This is a genomic window from Nocardioides sp., from assembly GCF_031397825.1.
Classification (GTDB): Bacteria; Actinomycetota; Actinomycetes; order Propionibacteriales; family Nocardioidaceae; genus Nocardioides.
The window spans coordinates 21,105-37,567 of record NZ_JANNML010000189.1 but is presented as its reverse complement, the minus strand read 5'-3'; the positions used below and the strand labels follow the sequence as shown (position 1 = coordinate 37,567).

Genomic DNA, 16,463 nt, shown 5'->3' with positions numbered 1-16,463 from the left:
GGCCGTCGAGGTCACCACCGGCCCGCTCGGCCAGGGCGTCGGCAACGCCGTCGGCATGGCCATGGCCGCGCGCAAGCAGCGCGGCCTGCTCGACCCCGAGAGCCCGGTCGGCGAGAGCCTGTTCGACCACCACGTCTACGTGCTGTGCAGCGACGGCGACATCGAGGAGGGCGTCAGCGCCGAGGCCTCCTCCATCGCCGGAACCCAGCGCCTGGGCAACCTCACGGTCATCTACGACGCCAACGAGATCTCGATCGAGGGCGACACCAACATCGCGCTGAGCGAGGACGTCGCCGCGCGCTACGAGGCCTACGGCTGGCACGTCCAGACCGTCGACTGGACCCACGGTGGCGAGGGCTACCGCGAGGACGTCCCGGCGCTCTACGCCGCGATCGAGGCCGCGCGCGCCGTCACCGACCGCCCGAGCTTCATCAAGCTCCGCACGATCATCGCCTGGCCCGCACCCTCCGCGCAGAACACCGGGGCCGCCCACGGCTCCGCGCTGGGCGAGGAGGAGGTCGCCGCGACCAAGAGGATCCTCGGCTTCGACCCCGAGCAGGCCTTCGAGGTGCCGGACGACGTCATCGCGCACACCCGCTCGTTGCGGGACCGTGGCGCCGCCCAGGGCAAGGCGTGGGACGAGCAGTACGCCGTGTGGTCGGCCGCCCACCCCGACCGGGCCGAGCTGCTCCACCGGCTCAACATCGGCGCGCTCCCGGACGGGTGGGACGCCGACCTGCCGTCGTACGATGCGGACCCGAAGGGCCTCGCCACCCGCAAGGCGTCCGGTGCCGTGATCAACGCGATCGCGGCCACCGTGCCCGAGCTGTGGGGTGGCTCGGCAGACCAGGCCGAGTCCAACAACACCACCATCGAGAAGCACGGCTCGTTCCTGCCCGCCGACCGTGCGACGAAGTCCTGGGACGCCGACCCTTACGCCGGCCGCGTGCTGCACTTCGGCATCCGCGAGCACGCCATGGGCGCGATCATGAACGGCATCGCCCTGCACTGGAACACCCGCGTCTTCGGCGGCACGTTCCTCACGTTCTCCGACTACATGCGCGGCTCGGTGCGGCTCGCGGCGATCATGGGCCTGCCGGTGACCTACGTCTGGACCCACGACTCGATCGGCCTCGGCGAGGACGGACCGACCCACCAGCCGGTCGAGCACCTCGCCTCGCTGCGGGCGATCCCCGGCCTCGACGTGGTCCGCCCCGCCGACGCCAACGAGACGACCGCCGCCTGGCGCGCGATCATGCACAACGCCGACCGGCCCGCCGGGCTGGCGCTGAGCCGCCAGAACGTCCCGACCTTCCCCCGCGGCACCGACGCCGACGGCCAGGTGTGGGGAGACGCCGACGGTGTCGCCCGCGGCGGCTACGTGCTCCTGGACGCCGAGGGCGGCGAGCCCGACGTGATCCTGATCGGCACCGGCTCGGAGGTCCAGCACGCCGTCGAGGCGCGCACCGCCCTCGCCGCCGACGGCATCAAGGCCCGGGTGGTCTCCATGCCCTGCCGCGAGTGGTTCGACGCCCAGGACTCGGGCTACCGCCAGTCCGTGCTGCCCCCCACCGTCAAGGCCCGTGTCTCGATCGAGGCCGGGGTCGCGATGGGCTGGCGCGAGGTCGTCGGCGACGCCGGCCGGATCGTCTCGGTCGACCGGTTCGGGGCATCGGCCGACGCCGCCACCATGTTCAGGGAGTACGGCATCACTGCCGAGGCCGTCACCGCGGCCGCACGCGACAGCCTGGCCAGCCTCGCCGGCTGACCACCACCGCTACCTAACCTCCGGGAGAGCACCCATGAGTGATCGTTTGAAGGCCCTGGCCGACGCCGGGGTGTCCATCTGGCTCGACGACCTGTCCCGCGAGCGCATCGAGAGCGGCAACCTCGCCGAGCTCGTCCGCGAGAAGTCCGTCGTGGGGGTCACCACCAACCCCACGATCTTCGCCGGGGCGATCGCCGACGGCGAGCGCTACGACGAGCAGGTCCGAGGCCTGGTCGAGCAGGGTGAGCCCGTCGACCGGGTGATCTTCGAGCTCACCACCGAGGACGTCCGCAACGCGTGCGACATCCTCGCGCCGGTCGCCGACACCTCCCCCGCCGACGGGCGGGTCTCGATCGAGGTCGAGCCCGACCTCGCCAACGACACGGCCGGCACCATCGCGTCGGCGCAGGCGCTGTGGAAGGCCGTCGACCGTCCCAACGCGCTGATCAAGATCCCCGCGACGCTCGAGGGCCTGCCCGCGATCACCGCCGTGATCGCCCAGGGGATCAGCGTCAACGTGACCCTGATCTTCGGCATCGACCGCTACCGCGCGGTCATGGACGCCTACCTCAGCGGGCTCGAGCAGGCCCGTGACGCCGGCATCGACCTGAGCCGCATCCAGTCGGTCGCGTCGTTCTTCGTCTCGCGCGTCGACAGCGAGGTCGACGGCCGGCTCGAGACGATCGGCACCGACGAGGCCCTGGCCCTGCGTGGGGAGGCCGCGGTGGCCAACGCCCGGCTCGCCTACGCCGCCTTCGCCGAGGTCGTGGGCAGCGACCGGTGGCAGCAGCTCGCGGCCGCCGGTGCGCAGGCGCAGCGCCCGCTGTGGGCCTCGACGGGGGTCAAGAACCCCGACTACTCCGACACCCTCTACGTCACCGAGCTCGTCGTGGCCGACACGGTCAACACGATGCCGGAGAAGACGATGGACGCCTTCGCCGACCACGGCGAGGTCGTGGGCGACACCGTCTCCGGCAAGGGCGACGAGGCTCAGCAGGTCTTCGACCGGCTGAGCGCGGTGGGCATCGACTTCGACGACGTGCTGCTCGTCCTCGAGACGGAGGGCGTCGACAAGTTCAAGAAGTCCTGGACCGAGCTCGTCGAGACGGTCAGCGGGCAGATGGAGAAGGCGACGTCATGAGCCAGACGGCTTGGAACACTGTCAACGGGGACGGTTTCGAGCTGTTCTTCGGCTATCCCGCCGAGGCGGCCCTCGCCTCCACGGTGGAGGGCCTGGTCGCCGACCGGGTGGCCAGCCGCCTCGGCGCACAGGACCACACCCTGTGGGGCGCAGCGGCGGAGGACGAGGCGTGCAAGCGCCTCTCCTGGGTCTCGCTCCCCACGCGGTCGCGGCCGCTCGTCGCGGAGGTCGTCGCGCTGCGTGAGGAGCTCGCCGCATCGGGGCTGACGAAGGTCGTCCTCTGCGGCATGGGCGGCTCGTCGCTCGCCCCGGAGGTCATCTGCGGGGCCGCGGGCGTCGAGCTCGCCGTCCTCGACTCCTCCGACCCCGACTTCGTGCGCCAGGCGCTCGAGGACCGGCTGGCCACCAGCGTCGTCGTCGTGTCGAGCAAGTCCGGGGGCACGGTCGAGACCGACAGCCAGCGCCGAGCCTTCGAGAAGGCCTTCACCGATGTCGGCATCGACCCCGCCGAGCGGATGGTCGTCGTCACCGACCCGGGCGCCCCGCTCGAGGAGTCGGCGCGCGCCGCCGGCTACCGGGTGTTCCTCGCCGACCCGGCCGTCGGGGGTCGCTACTCCGCGCTCACCGCCTTCGGCCTGGTGCCCAGCGGCCTGGCCGGCGCCGACATCGGCGCGCTCCTCGACGAGGCCGAGGCGATCCGCCCGGCGCTCCAGGCCGACTCGGTCGACAACCCGGGCCTGCGTCTGGGCGGCCTGCTCGGCGCCGCCAACCTCGCCGGCGTCGACAAGCTGGTGCTCGCCAACGCGGGCGCCCCGTTCGCCGGCTTCGGTGACTGGGCCGAGCAGCTCGTCGCCGAGTCCACCGGCAAGGACGGCCAGGGCATCCTGCCCGTGGTCGTGGACGCCCTCGACTCCCCCAACTTCTCGCCCGGCACGGACACGGCCGACGAGGTCCTCGCGGTCTTCGGTCCCGACGGCGGCTCGAGCGTCGAGGTCTTCTCGTCCCTGCGACCGGCCTCCGGCTTCGGCGTCAGCGTCGACGCGGCCCTCGGCGCTCAGATGCTGCTCTGGGAGCACGCCACCGCGATCGCCGGACGGGTCATCGGGATCAACCCCTTCGACCAGCCCGACGTCGAGAGCGCCAAGGCAGCCTCACGCGAGCTCCTGGACGGTGGTGGCAGCGCACCCACGCCCGTCTTCGTCGACGGCCACGTGACGGTCTACGCCTCCCCAGGCTGGCTGCCGGAAGGCACCACGACGGTCGCCGACGCCGTGGCATCGTTGCTCGACCAGCTGGACGAGTTGACCGGCTACGTCGCGGTCCAGGCCTATCTCGACCGGCACCGCGACGCCGCCCTCGCCGGCGCCCGGGACGCGCTGGCCCTCCGCACCGGCCGTCCGGTCACGTTCGGGTGGGGACCGCGGTTCCTGCACTCGACCGGGCAGTACCACAAGGGCGGGCCTGCGACCGGGGTCTACCTGCAGGTCACCGGTCAGCCGGAAGCCGACCTGGCCGTGCCCGACCGACCCTTCACCTTTCACGAGTTCCTCACCGCGCAGGCCGTGGGCGACGGACAGGTGCTGGCCGACAAGGGCCGACCGGTCCTGCGCCTGCACGTCAGCGCACCGAGCGACCTCGCCGTCGTACGAGAGGTGCTGGCGTGACCCCGAAGGCCTCCACCTGGACCAACCCCCTGCGCGACCCGCTCGACCGACGGCTGCCGCGCATCGCCGGGCCGTGCGGCATGGTGCTCTTCGGCGTCACGGGCGACCTGTCGCGCAAGAAGGTCATGCCGGCGATCTACGACCTGGCCAACCGTGGGTTGCTGCCGCCGGGCTTCAGCCTCACCGGCTTCGCCCGTCGTGACTGGGCCGACCAGGACTTCGCGCAGATCGTGCACGACTCGGTGAAGCAGTACGCCCGCACGGAGTTCCGCGAGGAGGTGTGGAAGCAGCTGGCCGAGGGTTTCCGCTTCGTCTCCGGCGACTTCGACGACGACAACGCCTTCGAGCAGCTGCGCATGACGATCGAGGAGCTCGACCGCACCCGCGGCACGGAGGGCAACCACGCGTTCTACCTCGCCATCCCGCCGAGCTTCTTCGGCGCGGTCGCCGGGCAGCTCAAGGAGCACGGCCTCGTCGACCCGCACACCGACTCGTGGCGGCGCGTGGTCGTGGAGAAGCCGTTCGGCCACGACCTCGAGTCGGCCATCGAGCTCAACGAGACGCTGGCCGAGGTCTTCGAGTCGGGATCGATCTTCCGGATCGACCACTACCTCGGCAAGGAGACCGTGCAGAACATCCTGGCGACCCGTTTCGCCAACATGATGTTCGAGCCGCTGTGGAACAACAACTACGTCGACCACGTGCAGATCACCATGGCCGAGGACGTCGGCATCGGCGGCCGCGCCGGCTACTACGACGGCATCGGTGCCGCCCGTGACGTCATCCAGAACCACCTGCTCCAGCTGATGTCGCTGGTGGCCATGGAGGAGCCGACCTCCTTCGACGCGGAGGCGCTGCGCATCGAGAAGCAGAAGGTGCTCTCGAGCGTGCGGCTGCCGCGGCGGCTCGACCTGACGACGGCCCGGGGGCAGTACGCCGCCGGCTGGGCCGGTGGCGAGAAGGTGTCCGGCTTCCTCGAGGAGGAGGGCATCAAGCGCACGTCGGCGACCGAGACGTTCGCCGCCATCACCCTCCACGTCGACAACCGACGGTGGGCCGGGGTGCCGTTCTACCTCCGCACCGGCAAGCGCCTCGGGCGTCGCGTCACGGAGGTGGCGGTCGTCTTCAAGCGGGCACCACACCTGCCGTTCGAGAAGTCGGCGGTCGAGGAGCTCACCCAGAACGCCCTGGTCATCCGGATCCAGCCCGACGAGGGCATGACGTTGCGCTTCGGCTCCAAGGTGCCCGGGACCGCGATGGAGATCCGTGACGTCAACATGGACTTCGCCTACGGCGGCTCCTTCACCGAGGACAGCCCCGAGGCCTACGAGCGACTGATCCTCGACGTGCTGCTCGGCGACCCGCCGCTCTTCCCACGTCACGAGGAGGTCGAGCTGTCCTGGAAGATCCTGGACCCGATCCTCGAGGCCTGGGCGCGCAAGGGCACGCCGGAGGCCTACGACTCCGGCACGTGGGGCCCGGCCTCGGCCGACAAGATGCTGGCCCGCGACGGACGCGTCTGGAGGAGGCCCTGATGAGGGAGCTCATCGACACCACGTCGGCGGCGATCGCCGCCGAGTTCGTGCGCGCCCGCAAGCGCGCCGGCAGCCCCGCCATGGGCATGGTCATGACCCTGATGATCGTCGTGGACGAGGACGAGGCGGAGGCCGCCATGGAGTCGGCCCAGGCCGCCTCCCACGAGCACCCCGCCCGGGTGCTCGGCGTGATCCTCGGCGACGCCCGGGGTGCCAGCCAGGTCAACGCGCAGGTCGGCACCGGTGACGGGTGGACCGGCGAGACCGCGCTGATCCGGCTCAAGGGCGAGGTCGTGAAGCACGCTGCCTCGGTCGTGCTCCCGTTGCTGCTGCCCGACTCCCCCGTGGCCGTGTGGTGGCCCACGTCGGCACCCGAGGACCCGGCCGGCGACCTGCTCGGCTCGCTCGCGCAGCGACGCATCACCGACGCGGCCTCGGCCACCAAGGGCCGAGCGAAGGCCCTCGGCGTCCAGTGCTCGTCGTACGTGAAGGGCAACACGGACCTCGCCTGGACGCGGCTCACGCCGTGGCGCGCGCTGCTCGCCGCGGCCCTGGACCAGCACCACCTCAAGGTGACGTCGGCCTCCGTCACGGCCGAGCGGATCAGCCCCAGCGCGGACCTGCTGGCCGCGTGGCTCACCGACCGGCTCAAGGTCACGGTCACCCGCTCCAGCTCGCAGGGCCCGGGTATCACCGAGGTCGTGCTCGAGACCGCCGAGGGACCGATCCGGATCAGCCGCACCGACGGCAAGCTCGCGACCTACGCCTCGCCCGGACGACCCGACCGCCCCATCGCCCTCAAGCGGCGCACGGTGCCGGAGCTGCTGGGCGAGGAGCTGCGACGTCTCGACGAGGACGACGTCTATGCCGCGGTCACGCGCCGGCTCCACAAGATGCACGCATGAACGCGCCGCTGGTCGAGGTGCATCCCGACGCCGGCGCCCTGGCCACCACGGTGGCGGGCGAGCTCCTCTCCCGACTCGCCGACGCCCAGGAGGCCGGACGCGAGCCCCAGATCGCCCTCACCGGCGGCACCATCGCCGACGCGCTGCACCACGAGCTCGCCCGGCTGAGCCCGGGCTCCTCGGTGGACTGGTCCCGCGTGGTCGTGTGGTGGGGCGACGAGCGCTTCGTGGCGTCCGACTCCTCCGACCGCAACGCCGGTCAGGCACGTCGGGCGTTCCTGGACGCCGTCGGAGCGACCCAGGTGCACGAGATGCCGTCGACCGACGACGGTGCCGACCTCGAGGTCGCGACGCTGGCCTTCGAGGAGACCGTGCGCGAGCACGGGAGCGGCGAGTTCGAGGTCGTGATGCTCGGGATCGGCCCCGACGGTCATGTGGCCTCGCTGTTCCCCGGCTTCCCCCAGCTCGAGGTCGACGACCGGATCGTGGTCGCGGTCACCGACTCCCCCAAGCCCCCGCCGGAGCGGATCAGCTTCACCCTCGGCGCACTCAACCGCACGCGGGCCCTGTGGGTGATCGCGAGCGGTGAGGGCAAGGCCGAGGCCGTGGCTGCGGCGCTGGACGTCGAGGGCACGGTGCGCGACACCCCCGCGCGAGGGGCCCACGGGCGTCACGAGACGACGTACTTCCTCGACCGCGAAGCGGCCTCACACCTCTGAAACCGGTGGGTGAGGACCAGCCGTCAGAAGATGATGTCGCCGGACTTGCGGCGCGAGCGCAGCAGCTGGACGGCCTCGTCGAGGATGTCGGCCGCCTCCTTGTCGGAGCGACGCTCCTTCACGTAGGCGAGGTGCGTCTTGTAGGGCTCCACCTTGGTCGCCGGCGGAGCGTTCTCCGAGTCACGACCGGCGGGCAGTCCGCACTTGGGGCAGTCCCACGAGTCGGGCGCGACGGCCTCGACCGAGAACGTCACGACCGAGCTGTGTCCCCGGGAGCAGAAGTAGCTCACCGGCTGACGGGGCGCGGCCTCTCCGCGCTCCGCCTCACCCATCGGTCCGGCGCCAACTCGGCTGCCGCGAATGGCACTTCCTCCACCAGCCACGTGTCTTGTCCCTCTCTCAGTTCTGGTAGGCGAGCAACAGGCCCAGCGCGATCACGCAGGCGAACCAGATGACGCCGATGCCGACCGTGAACCGGTCGAGGTTGCGCTCGGCGACGGACGAGCCGCCCAACGAGCTGCTGACGCCACCGCCGAACATGTCCGAGAGTCCGCCACCGCGCCCCTTGTGAAGCAGCACGAGGCCGATCAGGAGGAGGCTCGTGGCGATGAGCAGAGCAGTGAAGATCGTTGTCACAGTGGGGAATCCTACGTCAGGGGGTGAGAGATCAGATGACCGGCATGTCGTAGAAGCGGCAGACGCCGCCGAACTCGTCGACCTGCAGGCTCGCGCCCCCCACGAGGGCGCCGTCCACGTCCTCCTTGGCCATGATCCCCGCAACGTTGTTGGCCTTGACCGAACCGCCGTAGAGGATGCGCAGACTGTCGGCAGCAGCATCTCCGTGCACCTCGCGCACCCGTGCGCGGATGGCGGCGCAGACCTCCTGGGCGTCCTCGGGTGTGGCCACCTCGCCGGTGCCGATCGCCCAGACGGGCTCGTAGGCGACGACCAGGCCGGCCACCTGCTCGGCCGTGAAGCCGGCCAGCGAGCCGTCGACCTGGGCGAGCGTGTGGGCGACGTGCTCGCCGGCCTGACGCACCGGGAGACCCTCGCCGACACACACGATCGGGACCATGTCGGCGGCGTGGGCCTTGTGGGCCTTGGCGTTGACGACGTCGTCGGTCTCGCCGTGCAGCTCGCGCCGCTCCGAGTGACCGACCACGACGTAGGAGCAGCCGAGCTTGGCGAGCATCCCCGCGGAGATCTCGCCGGTGAACGCCCCGGAGTCCTGGGTGGAGACGTCCTGGGCGCCGTACTTGACGGAGAGGCGGTCGCCGTCGACCAGGGTCTGCACGGAGCGCAGGTCGGTGAACGGCGGCACGACGACCACCTCGACCTTGCCGTAGTCGTGGCGCTTGTCGGACAACGTCCACGCGAGCTTCTGGACGAGCACCACCGCTTCCTGGTGGTTGAGGTTCATCTTCCAGTTGCCCGCCATCAGCGGCGTGCGGGTGGCCTTGGCCATGGTCGTCAGTCCTCCAGAACCGTGATGCCGGGCAGCTCCCTGCCCTCGAGGTATTCGAGGCTGGCTCCACCACCGGTGGAGATGTGCCCGAACGCTGCTTCGTCGAAGCCCAGCGTGCGTACGGCGGCGGCGGAGTCGCCACCACCCACGACCGAGAGGCCGTCGACCGTGGTGAGGGCCTGCGCGACCGCGCGGGTGCCCTCGGCGAACGCGCCGACCTCGAACACACCCATCGGGCCGTTCCAGAAGACCGTGCGTGCGTCGTGGAGCGCGGCGGCGAACGCCGCCGCGGACTCGGGGCCGATGTCGAGACCCAGGCTGTCGGCGGGGATCGCGTCGGCGCCGACCACCACGGGGTGGGGCTCGGCGTCACCTGAGGGGAAGGTCGTGTCCACGACGATGTCGGTCGGCAGCAGGATCTGCACCCCCGACTCCTCGGCCCGCGTCAGGTAGGACCGGCAGACGTCGAGCTGGTCCTCCTCGAGCAGGCTCTTGCCGACCTCGTGGCCCTGGGCCTTGAGGAAGGTGAAGACCATGCCGCCACCGATGATGAGCTTGTCGGCCTTGCCCAGGAGGTTGTCGATGACCCCGAGCTTGTCGGAGACCTTCGATCCCCCCAGCACCACGACGTAGGGGCGCTCCGGGTCGACCGTGAGTCGACGCAGGACGTCGATCTCGCGGGAGACCAGGCCGCCCATGGCGTGCGGGAGCCGCTGGGCGACGTCGTAGACGCTCGCCTGCTTGCGGTGGACCACGCCGAAGCCGTCGGAGACGAAGGCATCGGCCAGGGCCGCCAGCTGGTCGGCGAAGGCACCACGCTCGGCGTCGTCCTTGCTCGTCTCGCCCGGGTTGAACCGGACGTTCTCGAGGACGGCGACCTGGCCGTCGGCCAGCCCGTCCACGACCCCGCGGGCGGAGTCGCCGACGGTGTCGGTCGCGAACGCGACCTCCCCACCGAGCAGCTCGCCGAGACGGGCTGCCACCGGGCGCAGGGAGTAGCGGTCCTCCGGTGCACCCTTCGGACGTCCGAGGTGCGCGGTGACCACCACCCGGGCGCCGGCGTCAGCCAGCTCCCGGATGGTGGGGACGCTGGCCCGGATACGGCCGTCGTCGGTGATGACCTTGGCGTCGTCGGGGCCGTCGAGCGGCACGTTGAGGTCCGAGCGGACCAGGACGCGCTTGCCGCGCAGGTCCCCGAGCGAGTCGATGCCGGACACGGTCAGAGGGTCTCGCCGACGAGGTTGACCAGGTCGACGAGGCGGTTGGAGTAGCCCCACTCGTTGTCGTACCAGCCGACGACCTTGACCTGGTTGCCGATGACCTTGGTGAGCGGCGCGTCGAAGATGCACGACGCCGGGTCGGTGGTGATGTCGCTGGAGACGATGGGGTCCTCGCTGTAGCGCAGGATGCGACCGTCGGCGGCCGCCTTCATGACGGCGTTGACCTCCTCGACGGTGGTCTCGCGACCGGCCTCGAAGGTCAGGTCCGTGACGGAGCCGGTGGGCACGGGCACGCGCAGCGCGTAGCCGTCGAGCTTGCCCTTGAGCTCGGGCATGACCAGCGAGATCGCCTTGGCGGCGCCGGTCGAGGTGGGCACGATGTTGAGCGCGGCGGCGCGGGCGCGGCGCATGTCGCTGTGCGGTCCGTCGAGCAGGTTCTGGTCGCCGGTGTAGGCGTGGATGGTCGTCATCAGGCCCTTGACGATGCCGAACTCGTCGCTGAGGACCTTGGCCATCGGGGCGAGGCAGTTGGTCGTGCAGGAGGCGTTGGAGATGATCGTGTGGGTGGCGGGGTCGTAGTCGCCCTCGTTGACGCCCATCACGATCGTGACGTCCTCGTTCTTGGCCGGGGCCGAGATGATGACCTTCTTGGCGCCGCCGTCGACGTGGGCCTTCGCCTTGGTCGCGTCGGTGAAGAAGCCGGTCGACTCGATGACGACGTCGGCACCCAGGTCGCCCCAGGGCAGGGCGCTCGGGTCACGCTCCGCGAAGACCTTGAAGGTCTGGCCCGCGGCGGTGATCTCGGTGTCGGTCGCGGTCACGTCCCCGTCGAGACGTCCCAGGATCGAGTCGTACTTGAGGAGGGTGGCGAGGGTCTGGTTGTCGGTGAGGTCGTTGACGGCGACGATCTCGATGTCGGCGCCGGAGGCGACGACGGCCCGGAAGAAGTTGCGGCCGATGCGGCCGAATCCGTTGATACCTACACGAACGGTCACTGCGAATGCTCCTAGCGGTGCGCTGGTGGGGCGGCCCTCGGGGTCTCATCAGGCCGCGTCGCTCCGACCCTATCGCCTGGTGACGGTCAGGAGCCGCCGCGTCCCGACGTACGCACGGGTAACGGACCTCGGTCCCCCGACGAGGGGACCTCAGACCTCGTCGGCGAGCATCTCCGGGGTCAACGACGCCTCGGTGTCGGGGATCCCGAGCTCCTCGGCCCGCTTGTCGGCCATCGCGAGGAGCCGACGGATCCTGCCGGCGATCGCGTCCTTGGTCAGCACGGGCTCGTGCAGCTGGCCGAGCTCCTCCAAGGAGGCCTGCTTGTGCTCGAGACGGAGGGTGCCGGCGAGCTGGAGGTGGTCGGGGATCTCCTCGCCGAGGATCTCCAGGGCGCGCTCGACGCGAGCACCGGCGGCCACGGCGGCGCGAGCCGATCGCCGCAGGTTGGCGTCGTCGAAGTTGGCGAGCCGGTTGGCCGTCGCGCGGACCTCACGCCGCATGCGCCGCTCCTCCCAGGCCATCAGCGACTCGTGGGCGCCGAGCCGGGTCAGGAGCTGTCCGATGGCGTCCCCGTCACGGATGACGACGCGGTCGACACCACGGACCTCGCGGGCCTTGGCCTGGATGCCCAGGCGGCGGGCGACACCGACGAGGGCGAGCGCCGCCTCGGGTCCGGGACAGGTGACCTCGAGCGAGGACGAACGCCCCGGCTCGGTCAGGGACCCGTGGGCGAGGAACGCGCCGCGCCACGCGGCCACCGCGTCACAGCCGCCACCGGACACGACCGCTGGGGGCAGACCGCGCACCGGGCGTCCGCGCTGGTCGAGCAGACCGGTCTGACGCGCGAGCGCCTCGCCGTCCTTGACGACCCGCACGATGTAGCGGCTGCCCTTGCGGATGCCGGCGCCCTGCACCATCACGACGTCGGAGCTGTGGCCGTAGACCTCGGCGATGTCCTTGCGGAGCCGACGCGCAGCGGCACCGGTGTCCAGCTCGGCCTCGACGACGATCTTGCCGCTCACGATGTGGAGACCGCCCGCGAACCTCAACATCGAGGCCACTTCCGCCTTGCGGCAGCAGGTCTTCGTGATCTGGGTGCTGGACAACTCCGCCTTGACCTGGGCCGTCATCGCCATGGCGTGATCCTCGCACGGGAGTCAACAACCCACGACCACTCCCCCGGCTCAGTCACCGCTCATGATGTGTGCATAGGTGGCCGCGAGCTTGACCGGGTCGTGGCGGGGCGTCCCGTCGTCGGCCATGACGTCCGCGAGCACCAGCCGCGCGCCGTAGGAGGCGACCGTCTGCTCCAGGGCCGGTGCGTCGTCGCCGACGCAGCGGGCATCGGCGAGCACGACGGCCGGCGCCAGGTCGGGCGCGTGCTCGATGAGGGCAGCGAGGTGGTCGCCCGGGCCGAGCCCGTGGGTCTCACCGGGCTGCTCCTCGAGGTTGAGCACGACGATGAGCCGGGCCTCGCTGGTGACGATCGCCTCCCGGAGCGCGGGGATCATCAGGTGCGGGATCACCGAGGTGAACCAGGAGCCGGGGCCGAGCACCATCCAGTCGGCGGCGCCGATCGCCTCGACGGCCTGCGGGCAGACCGTGGGGTCCGCGGGCTCGAGCGCGATGGAGGAGATGGTGCCCGAGGTGATCGCGACCTCCACCTGGCCGCGCACCGTGACGAGCTCGTCGGGCTCGTCGAGCAGACCGGCGACCTCGGCGGTGATCACCATCGGCGTCAGGGCCATGGGCAGCACGCGCCCCTTGGCGCCGAGCAGCCGGCCGATCCAGTCGAGCGCGTCGACGTGGTCACCGAGCAGCTCCCAGAGGCTGACGATGAGGAGGTTGCCGACGACGTGTCCGCGCATCTCGCCCTCACCGGCGAAGCGGTGCTGGAGCACCCGCGACCACGTGACGTCCCAGGTGTCGTCGCCACAGAGCGCCGCGAGGGCCATGCGCAGGTCACCCGGCGGCAGCACCCCGAACTCGCCGCGCAGGCGCCCCGAGGAGCCGCCGTTGTCGGCGACCGTGACGACGGCGGTCAGGTCGTCGACCGTGAGGTCGTCGACGAGCAGCCGAAGCGCGGAGAGGGAGGCGAACAGTCCGTGGCCACCACCGAAGGCGACGACCGACTGGGCACGAAGGTCGCTCATCGCCGTCACTCGCGCCCGAGGTCGCGGTGGGTGACCCGCACTTCCAGGCCCCGGTCGATCAGCCGACGGCCGACCTCCTCGCTCATCGCGACGCTGCGGTGCTTGCCCCCCGTGCAGCCGATGGCGACGCGCATGAAGCGCTTGCCCTCGCGCAGGTAGCCGGCCGAGACCCCGGCGAGCACCGGCACGTAGCCGTCGAGGAACTCCGCGGCCCCGGGCTGGCTCTTGACGTAGTCGGCGACCCCGGCGTCACGTCCGGTGCCGGCGCGCAGCTCGGGCACCCAGAAGGGGTTGGGCAGGAAGCGCATGTCGGCCACGAAGTCGGCGTCGACCGGGATGCCGTACTTGAAGCCGAAGCTGACGACGTTGACCTTGAGGCGGGTCGAGTGCACCGTGCCGAAGGCCTCGGCCACACGGTCGGTGAGCTGGTGAACGTTGAGTGCCGTGGTGTCGATCATCAGGTCGGCGTCGCTGCGCAGGTCGGCCAGCACGGCGCGCTCCCGCTGCAGGCCGTCGAGGAGCCGGCCGCTCGCCTGGAGCGGGTGCGGCCGTCGCGCCGCCTCCTGGCGGCGCACCAGCACCTCGTCGGAGGCGTCGAGGAAGAGCAGCGTCGTGCGTCGACCGGTCGCGCCCTGGGCGAGGTTGGCGTGCAGGGTGTGGAAGAACGAGCCCGAGCGGACGTCGACAACCACGGCGATGCCCTGGGTGGGACCGAGGCTGTCGTCGACCAGCTGGACGACGTCGGGCAGGAGGCTGGGCGGGAGGTTGTCGACGACGTAGAAGCCGAGGTCCTCGAGCTCCTTGGCCGCCGTGCTGCGACCGGCACCGGTCATGCCCGTGACGACGACCAGCTCACCACGGGTCGGGGGCGCTGTCTCCTCGGTCATGACTCCTCGATCTCTCCGGTCGCCGTGTTGACGGAGACAGTCTTGCCGGTCGACGACGCCTGGGCGACCGCGTCCTTGATGGCGGTGGCGGTGCGCTCGCCGATGCCCGGGACCATCGCGATCTCCTCGACCGTGGCCAGGCGCAGCTTCTTGAGCGAGCCGAAGTGCTTGAGCAGGGTCTTGCGGCGCACCTCACCCAGGCCGGGGACGTCGTCGAGCATGCTCTCGACCATCGTCTTGGAGCGTCGCGAGCGGTGGTGGTTGATGGCGAAGCGGTGGGCCTCGTCGCGCACCCGCTGGAGGAGGTAGAGACCCTCCGACGAGCGCGGCAGGATGACCGGGTCCTCCTGCCCGGGCAGCCAGACCTCCTCGAGGCGCTTGGCCAGCCCGCAGATCGCGATGTCGTCGATGCCCAGCTCGTCGAGCGCCTGCTGGGCGGCCGCGACCTGCGGTGGACCCCCGTCGACCACCACGAGGCCGGGGGCGTAGGCGAACTTGCGAGGCCGACCCGTCTCGGGGTCGACCAGCATCGGACCGCTCTCGGTCGAGACCTGCTGGCTGCGTGCCTGCTCGTCGAGGAGGCGGCGGAAGCGGCGGGTGATCACCTCGTGCATCGACGCGACGTCGTTCTGACCCTCGACACCCTTGATGACGAAGCGGCGGTATTCGCCCTTGCGGACCAGACCGTCCTCGAAGACCACCATCGACGCCACGACCTCGGTGCCCTGGAGGTTGGAGACGTCGTAGCACTCGATACGCAGCGGGACCTCGTCGAGCTCGAGCGCGAGCTGGATCTCCTCGAGCGCCCGGTTGCGGGTGGTGAGGTCGCTGGCGCGCTTGGTCTTGTGGAGGACCAGGGCCTGACCGGCGTTGCGGGCCACCGTGTCCTGAAGGGTCTTCTTGTCACCGCGCTGGGGCACCCGGATCTGCACGCGACTGCCCCGCAGGTCGCTGAGCAGCGCCTCGTAGGTGTCGGCGTCGGGCGGCAGGGCAGGCACCAGGATCTCGCGTGGGATCGAGTCGGCCTCACCGCCGGCGTAGAGCTGGAGCAGGAAGTCGTCGACCAGCTCGGCAGTGCCGCCCTCGTCGACCCGGTCGGCGACCCAGCCACGCTGACCACGGATGCGACCACCGCGCACGTAGAAGATCTGCACGGCGACCTCGAGCGGGTCCTCGGCGAGCGCGATCACGTCGGCGTCGGCACCGTCACCGAGCACGACCGCCTGCTTCTCCAGCGCCTTCTCGAGCGCTCCCAGGTCATCTCGGAGCCGGGCCGCCCGCTCGTAGTCCTCGGCCTCCGAGGCGGCGTACATCTCCTTCTCGATGCGACGGACGAACGGCCGGGTCTGGCCGCCCATGAAGTCGCAGAAGTCATCGACGATCGCGCGGTGCTCCTCGGGGGAGACCTGACCCACGCAGGGCGCCGAGCACTTGCCGATGTAGCCCAGGAGACAGGGCCGACCGATCTGGGCCGAGCGCTTGAAGACGCCGTTGCTGCAGGAACGCATCGGGAACACGCGCAGCAGCACGTCGACGGTCTCGCGGATGGCCCAGGCGTGGCTGTAGGGCCCGAAGTAGCGCGTGCCCTTGCGCTTGGCGCCGCGACCGACCATCACCCGGGGGAACTCGTCACCGACGGTGACGGCCAGCCAGGGGTAGGACTTGTCGTCGCGGTACTTGACGTTGAAGCGCGGGTCGAACTCCTTGATCCAGCTGTATTCCAGCTGGAGCGCCTCGACCTCGGTGTTGACGACCGTCCACTCGACGCTGGCGGCGGTCGTGACCATGGTGGCCGTGCGCTGGTGCAGGTTGCCGACATCCTGGAAGTAGGACGACAGGCGCGGGCGCAGGCTCTTGGCCTTGCCGACGTAGATCACGCGGCCCTTGGCGTCGCGGAAGCGGTAGACCCCGGGCTGGGTCGGGATCGAGCCGGGCTCGGGGCGGTAGGACAGCGGCCCGCGGGCGGATCGGGAGGAGCGGGTCGGCGGCACGGGCCAACCCTACGGAACG

The 16,463-nt window shown here is 70.9% G+C and carries 15 protein-coding genes; 6 read left to right on the top strand and 9 right to left on the bottom strand.

Annotated elements, in window-relative coordinates; translation table 11 throughout:
* From RMN98_RS16160 to pgl, 6 genes are all read left to right on the top strand, one after another.
* A partial coding sequence (locus RMN98_RS16160) for a transketolase (protein ID WP_309649840.1) occupies nucleotides 1–1,768 on the top strand: 1,768 nt, incomplete at its 5' end.
* Between the two features lie 34 nt (nucleotides 1,769–1,802).
* On the top strand, nucleotides 1,803–2,909 hold the full coding sequence (tal, locus tag RMN98_RS16155; RefSeq protein ID WP_309649839.1) for a transaldolase: 1,107 nt from the start codon (nucleotides 1,803–1,805) through the stop codon (nucleotides 2,907–2,909).
* Nucleotides 2,906–4,573 (top strand): glucose-6-phosphate isomerase, encoded by a 1,668-nt coding sequence (locus tag RMN98_RS16150; protein WP_309649838.1) that lies wholly within the window; start codon nucleotides 2,906–2,908, stop codon nucleotides 4,571–4,573. Before tal ends, RMN98_RS16150 begins: the two co-directional genes overlap by 4 nt.
* Nucleotides 4,570–6,108 (top strand): glucose-6-phosphate dehydrogenase, encoded by a 1,539-nt coding sequence (zwf, locus tag RMN98_RS16145; RefSeq protein ID WP_309649837.1) that lies wholly within the window; start codon nucleotides 4,570–4,572, stop codon nucleotides 6,106–6,108. The genes RMN98_RS16150 and zwf overlap by 4 nt, the downstream gene beginning before the upstream one ends.
* Nucleotides 6,108–7,013: a glucose-6-phosphate dehydrogenase assembly protein OpcA gene (locus RMN98_RS16140; protein WP_309649836.1), complete on the top strand. Its 906-nt coding sequence runs from the start codon at nucleotides 6,108–6,110 to the stop codon at nucleotides 7,011–7,013. Before zwf ends, RMN98_RS16140 begins: the two co-directional genes overlap by 1 nt.
* Complete coding sequence (pgl, locus tag RMN98_RS16135; RefSeq protein WP_309649835.1) at nucleotides 7,010–7,732, top strand: 6-phosphogluconolactonase; 723 nt, start codon at nucleotides 7,010–7,012, stop codon at nucleotides 7,730–7,732. Before RMN98_RS16140 ends, pgl begins: the two co-directional genes overlap by 4 nt.
* A gap of 23 nt (nucleotides 7,733–7,755) precedes the next feature.
* Here the strand turns inward: pgl and RMN98_RS16130 are convergent, their stop codons facing one another.
* From RMN98_RS16130 to uvrC, 9 genes are all read right to left on the bottom strand, one after another.
* Nucleotides 7,756–8,115: an RNA polymerase-binding protein RbpA gene (locus tag RMN98_RS16130; protein WP_091114101.1), complete on the bottom strand. Its 360-nt coding sequence runs from the start codon at nucleotides 8,113–8,115 to the stop codon at nucleotides 7,756–7,758.
* Between the two features lie 16 nt (nucleotides 8,116–8,131).
* A complete protein-coding gene (gene secG, locus RMN98_RS16125) occupies nucleotides 8,132–8,368 on the bottom strand; it encodes a preprotein translocase subunit SecG (protein WP_309649834.1) in 237 nt (78 codons plus the stop codon).
* 31 nt (nucleotides 8,369–8,399) lie between these two features.
* Nucleotides 8,400–9,197 carry a triose-phosphate isomerase gene (gene tpiA / locus RMN98_RS16120; protein WP_309649833.1) on the bottom strand — a complete coding sequence of 266 codons (798 nt, stop codon included), beginning with the start codon at nucleotides 9,195–9,197 and terminating at the stop codon, nucleotides 8,400–8,402.
* Between the two features lie 5 nt (nucleotides 9,198–9,202).
* A complete protein-coding gene (locus RMN98_RS16115) occupies nucleotides 9,203–10,414 on the bottom strand; it encodes a phosphoglycerate kinase (RefSeq protein WP_309649832.1) in 1,212 nt (403 codons plus the stop codon).
* 2 nt (nucleotides 10,415–10,416) lie between these two features.
* Nucleotides 10,417–11,412: a type I glyceraldehyde-3-phosphate dehydrogenase gene (gene gap, locus RMN98_RS16110; RefSeq protein ID WP_309649831.1), complete on the bottom strand. Its 996-nt coding sequence runs from the start codon at nucleotides 11,410–11,412 to the stop codon at nucleotides 10,417–10,419.
* A 150-nt stretch (nucleotides 11,413–11,562) separates the two neighbouring features.
* Complete coding sequence (whiA, locus tag RMN98_RS16105) at nucleotides 11,563–12,549, bottom strand: DNA-binding protein WhiA (protein ID WP_309649830.1); 987 nt, start codon at nucleotides 12,547–12,549, stop codon at nucleotides 11,563–11,565.
* A 48-nt stretch (nucleotides 12,550–12,597) separates the two neighbouring features.
* Complete coding sequence (yvcK, locus tag RMN98_RS16100; protein WP_309649829.1) at nucleotides 12,598–13,566, bottom strand: uridine diphosphate-N-acetylglucosamine-binding protein YvcK; 969 nt, start codon at nucleotides 13,564–13,566, stop codon at nucleotides 12,598–12,600.
* Nucleotides 13,567–13,571: 5 nt separating this feature from the next.
* Complete coding sequence (rapZ, locus tag RMN98_RS16095) at nucleotides 13,572–14,453, bottom strand: RNase adapter RapZ (RefSeq protein ID WP_309649828.1); 882 nt, start codon at nucleotides 14,451–14,453, stop codon at nucleotides 13,572–13,574.
* The gene (uvrC, locus tag RMN98_RS16090; RefSeq protein WP_309649827.1) at nucleotides 14,450–16,444 is read right to left on the bottom strand and encodes an excinuclease ABC subunit UvrC; all 1,995 of its coding nucleotides are present in this window, start codon (nucleotides 16,442–16,444) and stop codon (nucleotides 14,450–14,452) included. Before uvrC ends, rapZ begins: the two co-directional genes overlap by 4 nt.
* Nucleotides 16,445–16,463 lie beyond the last annotated feature (19 nt).